5 protein-coding genes and 2 pseudogenes are annotated in these 5,455 nt (G+C 69.8%); 4 read left to right on the forward strand and 3 right to left on the reverse strand.

Annotated elements, in window-relative coordinates; translation table 11 throughout:
• Positions 1–65: 65 nt before the first annotated feature.
• Positions 66–341, reverse strand: a pseudogene (locus ABD207_RS28060) (UDP-N-acetylglucosamine 1-carboxyvinyltransferase); the annotation flags it as partial.
• 2 nt (positions 342–343) lie between these two features.
• The gene (locus ABD207_RS28065) at positions 344–781 is read right to left on the reverse strand and encodes an ATP-binding protein (RefSeq protein ID WP_344016005.1); all 438 of its coding nucleotides are present in this window, start codon (positions 779–781) and stop codon (positions 344–346) included.
• Positions 782–956: 175 nt separating this feature from the next.
• On the opposite strand from ABD207_RS28065, the gene ABD207_RS28070 reads away from it, so the two are divergent.
• Both ABD207_RS28070 and ABD207_RS28075 read left to right on the forward strand, forming a co-directional pair.
• On the forward strand, positions 957–2,228 hold the full coding sequence (locus ABD207_RS28070) for a helix-turn-helix domain-containing protein (protein WP_344016006.1): 1,272 nt from the start codon (positions 957–959) through the stop codon (positions 2,226–2,228).
• The gene (locus tag ABD207_RS28075) at positions 2,225–2,779 is read left to right on the forward strand and encodes a flavoprotein (RefSeq protein ID WP_344016007.1); all 555 of its coding nucleotides are present in this window, start codon (positions 2,225–2,227) and stop codon (positions 2,777–2,779) included. Before ABD207_RS28070 ends, ABD207_RS28075 begins: the two co-directional genes overlap by 4 nt.
• 92 nt (positions 2,780–2,871) lie before the next feature.
• On the opposite strand, the pseudogene ABD207_RS28080 reads toward ABD207_RS28075, so the two are convergent.
• Positions 2,872–4,390: pseudogene (locus tag ABD207_RS28080) on the reverse strand (relaxase/mobilization nuclease domain-containing protein); the annotation flags it as partial.
• 98 nt (positions 4,391–4,488) lie between these two features.
• Between ABD207_RS28080 and ABD207_RS32225 the strand changes: the two are divergent.
• Together ABD207_RS32225 and ABD207_RS32230 are read left to right on the forward strand one after the other, a co-directional pair.
• Positions 4,489–4,908, forward strand: coding sequence for a tyrosine-type recombinase/integrase (locus ABD207_RS32225; protein ID WP_425580851.1), 420 nt, complete (start codon positions 4,489–4,491; stop codon positions 4,906–4,908).
• Between the two features lie 105 nt (positions 4,909–5,013).
• The coding region (locus ABD207_RS32230) for a tyrosine-type recombinase/integrase (protein WP_425580852.1) at positions 5,014–5,455 on the forward strand (442 nt) is incomplete at its 3' end.

Below are 5,455 nucleotides of genomic sequence, written 5' to 3' on the forward strand. Positions count from 1 at the left end.
CACCCTGCTGCCCGCCACCAACGAATGATCATCTACACCACGCCAAGGGGCACGACCCGCCGTTGAGATGCCTCCGTCGGCAGGATCACGTAAGTGGTCGGTTCGCCGACGGGCTGCGTGACATGCCAGCCCGCCTGTTGCAGCAGAGTGAGCATGATCTGGACGTCCGTGCTGTCCGGGACGTTGCTCAATCGGACCGGCCGACCGAGGGCCGCCGCGGTGGCCAGGAGCGGCAGAGCGGCGTTCTTGGAGCCGTCGACACTCACGGTGCCGGCGAGCGGCGGTCCAGGGCGTACGGCGATCACCTCGGCGGCCACGCCGGAGGCGTGGGTGGTTGTCATCATCAACTCCTCTGCAGGGGGGAGAAACAGGCGACTTCCTGGCTGGGTTTGCTGGTCAGGTCGATTTCGGCCCAGCAGCGCTTGCCGGTCACGGTCGGTTCGGCGTGGTACCGGTCGGCGAGAGCGGCGACGAGGAACAGGCCCCGGCCGCCCTCGCTGTCCGCGTCGGGCAGAGTCGGCTGGGGAAGGACCGGGCTCGTGTCGCAGACCTCGATCCGCAGGACGGCCTCGTCGAGACAGACCGCGAGCGAGACCGATCCGGTGCCGGCGTACTGGACCGCGTTGGTGACGAGCTCGCTGACCAGCAGTTCGGCCGTGTGCACCACCTCGGTGCCCAGTCCCGCGTCCCAGCCCGCTATCGCGTCCACGGCCTGGTGCCGGGCCTTGCTTGCTGCGGCGGGCGTCGCGGGTAGGGAGAGAGCGAGCTGATGCGCTTCCATGAGCGGCCTCCCGGTGTAGGTGGGGCCACACCAAGCAACCAGTCCGTCGCCGTGGGTGGTGAGCCCTGACGCGTGCGCTGCATGGCTTATGCAGGAGCTGCATCACGGCCAACTACGGCTGATCTATGCTCGATTGAGCAGGCAGGATCAGCGACGGCGGAAGGAGCCGTGGCAGATGGCCGACGCGCATGGGGAAGCGAGACGGATCGGAGAACGGATCCGTCGGGCGCGGGTGTTACAGCGGCGTTCACAGCACGACGTGGCCGCAGCGCTCGGGTATCACCAGTCCAAGGTGAGCCGTCTGGAGAGCGGTCGCGGCACGGAGGACATCCGCGTACTACGCGCCATCGCGCAGGAACTGAACATCCTGCCTCATGAGTTGGGCCTCGCCCCATCTCAGGACGTCTCCGCCGCCGATCAAGAAGCTGACGACATGCACCGCCGCTCCTTCCTCGCCGCGAGCATCGCAGCGCTCGCGGCCCCGGCCGGCTCTTCGGCCTCGCACACCGCCCTCGTCCAGGCCCTCCTGCCCGGTCCCGGCCCCGCAGGCACCGGTGGCCCACAGGACACGGCCGTCCTGTACGAACGCGTCGGATCAGCACTGAGGCTCTTCCACACCTGCCACTACACGGAGTTGGAGCGCACCCTCCCGAGCCTGATCGCCGACCTGCGACTGGCGGCCGGTGATGCGACGGACAGGGACACGGTGTCCCGGCTCCTGGCCACGGCGTACCAGACGACGACGAGCCTGCTGCTCAAGCAGCACGACCAGGGCAACGCATGGCTCGCCGTCGGCCGGGCGATGGCCGAGGCCGAACGCTCGGGGGATCCGGTGGTCCTCGCCTCCAGCGTCCGTGTCCAGGCCCACGTTCTGGTCCGCGAGAAGCACGCCACAGAGGCCGTCACCCTGGTCCGGCACACCGCTGACCAGCTCACCGGCTCCTACGACCGGCGTTCACCGAAGTACCTCGCCGCCGTGGGACTGCTGCTCCTGCGCGGTGTGACCGCGGCCAGCAGTCGCGGTGACCGCGCGGCCACGAAGGAATTCCTCAGTGAGGCGAAGGAAGTCTCGCGTTACGTCACTCTCGACCGGCCCGACGCCTGGGCCACCTTCAGCCCGACCAATGTCGCCCTGCACGAGCTGAGCGCTCTGGTGGCTTTCGGCGACGCCGGCCTCGCCCTTCAGGCGGCCCGGCCCCTCATGCGTCGGCACATCCCGGTCCCCGAGCGCCGCGCCGCACTATGGGTCGAGGCGGCCCGCGCCTACAGCCAGCAGGGCCGCCTCGCCGACGGCTACCAGGCCCTGCGCATCGCCGAGACCTGTGCCGCCCAGGACATCCGCCGCCCCGATGTCCGCCACCTGGTCGCCGATATGGCCGCCCGCGACCGCCGACGTACCCTGCCGGAACTGCACCACTTCAGTCGCCAACTGGGAGTCCCCGCGTGACCGAACCGACCGCCCCGGACAAGAAGCCCTTCCTGTACGTCGTCGTGTGCGCTGCGGGTGTTGCCCGAGATGTCGGCAAGCTCATCACCGCCGCCCAGGAAGCCAACTGGGACGTCGGCGTCATCGCCACACCGCAGGGACTCGGCTTCATCGACACCAAGGCGATCGAGGCACAGACCGGCTACCCCATCCGTTCCGCCTGGCGTTCACCGGGAGACCCGCGCCCCCTGCCCCCGGCGGACGCGATCGCCGTGGCTCCCGCCACCTTCAACACGATCAACAAGTGGGCCGCCGGGATCTCCGACACCCTCGCCCTGGGCATCCTGTGCGAGGCGTACGGCATGGACATCCCGACTGTGGTGCTGCCTTACCTGAACTCCGCCCAGGCTGCCCATCCCGCCTACCAGCAGAGCTTGGACCGGCTGCGGGGCATGGGTGTTCTGATCGGCTCATGCGAACCGCACCGGCCGAGGGCTGGCGGCGCGGCGGAACGCTTCCGCTGGGACGAAGCGCTGGAGTTGCTGGAGCCTCTGGTCAGCACGGCGCGGTGATGCCCTCCGTCACTCGAAAGCTGGAAGCGGACGAGAGAGGTGTCTTTCCACCCACTGGTGGCCTCGCGGGCGCGAGGCCGCCAGTGCCGGAATTACCGGTGTCGCGCGGGGGCCTCCGCAGGCCCAGGCTGTGACGGGCTCGGCGGTGTCTGGCCAGGCTGTGCCGGTTGTGGTGTCACATACGTGCCGGCTCGCGCGGTTCGTGCTCGATCGCTGCGGGCCTGCCGGGCGGCGAGGCGTTGGATGCGCCAGGTGAGGGTGCTGGCGGTGGAGCGGGCGTCGTCCAGGGTGCGCTGGTGGGCGGCGTGCTGGAGGAGCTGGTCAGGGTCGTGGCCGGCGGTCTCGGCTTCGGTTAGGGCGGCGGCCAGTGCAGGCCAGGCGGGGTCATCGAGGGTCTGCTGGGCGTGATCGGGCAGCATCACGAGGACGCGCTGGGCGTGCCGTTCGATGGTGCGGGCCGGTGGTTGGCGCTGGGCCAGAGCGGCCAGCGGCTCGGCAGCAGCCTGTCGGTAGGCGGCATGCAGGTGGACCAGGGCTTGGTGCGCGGCGGCGACCTGCTGGTCGTGCCGGCGGACCTGGTGCCAGCGCGCTGCGGCGATGACGACGAGGACGGCGATGTCGAGGAACATCGCCAGTCCGGCGCCATCGCGGGTGACTGGCGTGGTGCGCAGGGCGCGGACGGCGCCCCGGAGAGCGCGGGCCTGGTCCTGCTGGGCGCGGATGCGCGAGCGGGTGGCACGTTCGAACGCGGTGGCTGCCTGCTGCAGCTGTGGCCGCAGGTGGTTGGGCGCGAGCAGCGGCAGGATGTCGATGGCTTCGCCAAAGGCCGCGATGTGGGCCTGGGCGGTTGCGTCGTCGCCGTGGTCGAGGTGGTGGGGGATGCGCTCGGCCGCGGCGGTGGCCTGGTGCCAGGGATTGGGCTTGCGTCGGCTGCCCGGCTCGGTGACGGGCGCGACGTCGATGGCGGTGAGGCGCTCGCGGATCTTGAGGTAGGACAGGTCGGGCGCGAGTTTGGCGCCTGACAACCAGACGGGTTCACCGGCGGCGTTGGTGTCGCATTCCACGGCGACCTTGTACCCGCGTACGTCGCCTGAGGGAAAGTGCTGGACGTCGACGACGATGCCCTCGACGCCGTCGAGCAGGCGGAGGAACTCCTCGGGGCTGGTGGCGATGGAGACCAGTTGGCGGACGGTGGTGCGCAGGCGTTCGCGGGAGGTCTTGGTCTTGCCGGCGCGGCGGGCCTTCTCCGTCTCGGCGCGGGTGGGGCGCTTGGCGGTGGTGCGGTCGCCGCGCACGACCTGCTTGAGGCCGTATTCCTTCTCGATGGCGGCGAGTTCCTTGTCGGCGGTCAGGTAGTCGTTCCAGTGGCGGGCGGTGCGCAGGTCACCACGGATCTTGGTCGCGGCGATGTGGATGTGGTCGTCGGCGTGGCGTACAGCGACCCACCGGCACCCGTCGGGATCGCCTTGTGGCGCAATGCCGGTGGCCGCCACAACGCGGCGCGCGATGTCCGCCCACTCGGCGTCGGTGAGGTGCCGGTCGCCGGGGGGCGGCACGTACGGAGCAGTGCCACACGTGCCGCTCGGGTACCCGGCCCAGTCGGCGGGCTTGCATCGCGATCGCCGCCGCTCTCGGCGTCTCGCCCGCAGTCCTGCTGCCTCTGGAGACCTCTCCGCTCCAGACCTCGGAGCACATCCGGGGGGCCCTTCTTGGCTGACGTGTACGACCGCTGGCACAAGTCCCACCCCAAGCCCACCGAGGTCGAATGCGGCGAACACAAGAGCCGTACGAGGCAGATGGTCCCCACCGCCGATCACGGTGTTGGCAAGCGTTGGCAGGTCCGCTACCGCGATCTGGACGGCCGCCAGCGCAAGGAGAACTTCGATACCAAGGCCGAGGCGGACAACCGGGCCGCCCAGGTCGACGTCGAGATCCGGCGCGGCTCCTACGTCGTACCAGCCGAGACGAAGCAGACGCTCGGCGCCTACGCGCAGAAGTGGCTGGACGCGAACTCCGTCGGTCCGACGACAGCCCTCCGCTACGAGGCGACGGTCCGCAACCACATCGTCGAGCACCTCGGGCGACGCGAGCTGCGTTCCCTCAACCAGCCCTCGGTCATCCAGGGCTAGCCCTCGGTCATCCAGGGCTGGATCCGCACGCTCCAGGACGCCGGCCTGGAGGCGTCGACGATCGAGGGCATCTTCGACATCCTCTCCAGCATCCTCGGCGCGGCCGTGGAGGATGGGCTGCTGCCGAAGAACCCCTGCAAGGCGAAGTCGGTCAAGCTGCCAACCGCGACCAAGAAGAAGGTCATACCTTGGCCGCTGGAGCGCGTCCGGGCAGTCCTCGCCGGCCTGCCCAAGCGCTTCCAGGCCGGTGGCAAGCTCGCCTTCGGCTGCGGCCTGCGGCAGGGCGAGGTATTCGGCTTCGCCGTCGAAGACATCGACTTCAAGGGCGGTTGGATCCACGTCAACCGCCAGGTGCGGCTCGTCGGCACGAAGCCCGTCTTCGCCCTGCCCAAGGGGAACAAGATCCGGTCCGTGCCTCTACCGGCCCAGCTTGCCGCGGCCCTCAAGGCCCACATGAAGGAGTTCCCGCCGGTCGAGGTCACCCTGCCGTGGACCAAGCCGGACGGTGAGCCGAAGACGTTCCGCCTCCTCTTCGTCGACGCGAAGG

This window comes from Streptomyces thermospinosisporus (assembly GCF_039526425.1).
GTDB lineage: Bacteria > Actinomycetota > Actinomycetes > Streptomycetales > Streptomycetaceae > Streptomyces > Streptomyces thermocarboxydovorans.

Excerpts from the sequence above, each read along its gene's own strand:
- ABD207_RS28065 (WP_344016005.1), bottom strand. The coding sequence starts at position 781 with ATGGAAGCGCATCAGCTCGCTCTCTCCCTACCCGCGACGCCCGCCGCA.
- ABD207_RS28070 (WP_344016006.1), top strand. The coding sequence starts at position 957 with ATGGCCGACGCGCATGGGGAAGCGAGACGGATCGGAGAACGGATCCGT.